At 75.4% G+C, this 464-nt stretch carries 1 protein-coding gene; it reads right to left on the bottom strand.

All coding sequences use genetic code 11. The annotated features are described in order from the left end of the window. Positions 1-28 precede the first annotated feature (28 nt). The coding region (locus IH13_RS0120115) for a phosphotransferase (RefSeq protein WP_031086392.1) at positions 29-464 on the bottom strand (436 nt) is incomplete at its 5' end.

Below are 464 nucleotides of genomic sequence, written 5' to 3'. Positions count from 1 at the left end.
GGCAGCCGGCGGGCCCCTCGGTCACCCCTCAGAAGGGGTACCAGCGGACCTCCGGGTCGTCCTGGCGCAGGGACGCCACCCTGCGGCGGAACTCCGCCAGCGCCTTCGGGTTGGTCGGCGCGTGCTGGGAGACCCAGGCGCAGCTCGCCGTCTCACGGGCCCCGCGCAGCACCGCGCACCCCGCCCAGTCGCGCACGTCCCAGCCGTAGGCGGCGGTGAAGGCGTCGTACGCCTCGGCGGGCAGGCCGTAGCGGTCACGGGAGAGGGCGAGGACCACCAGGTCGTGCTCCCGGAAATCGGCCGAGAAGGTCTCCAGATCGACGAGGACCGGCCCGTCCGGGCCGACGTGGACGTTGCGGGGGAGCGCGTCACCGTGGATGGGCCCGGGCGTCAGATGCGGGGCCAGGGCCGAGGCGGCCTTGGCGAAGCCGTCGCGCCGGCCGCGCAGGTAGTCGGCATCGGCG

This window comes from Streptomyces sp. NRRL WC-3549, assembly GCF_000721935.1.
Classification (GTDB): Bacteria; Actinomycetota; Actinomycetes; order Streptomycetales; family Streptomycetaceae; genus Streptomyces.
This window is presented reverse-complemented; position numbering and strand designations above follow the sequence as displayed.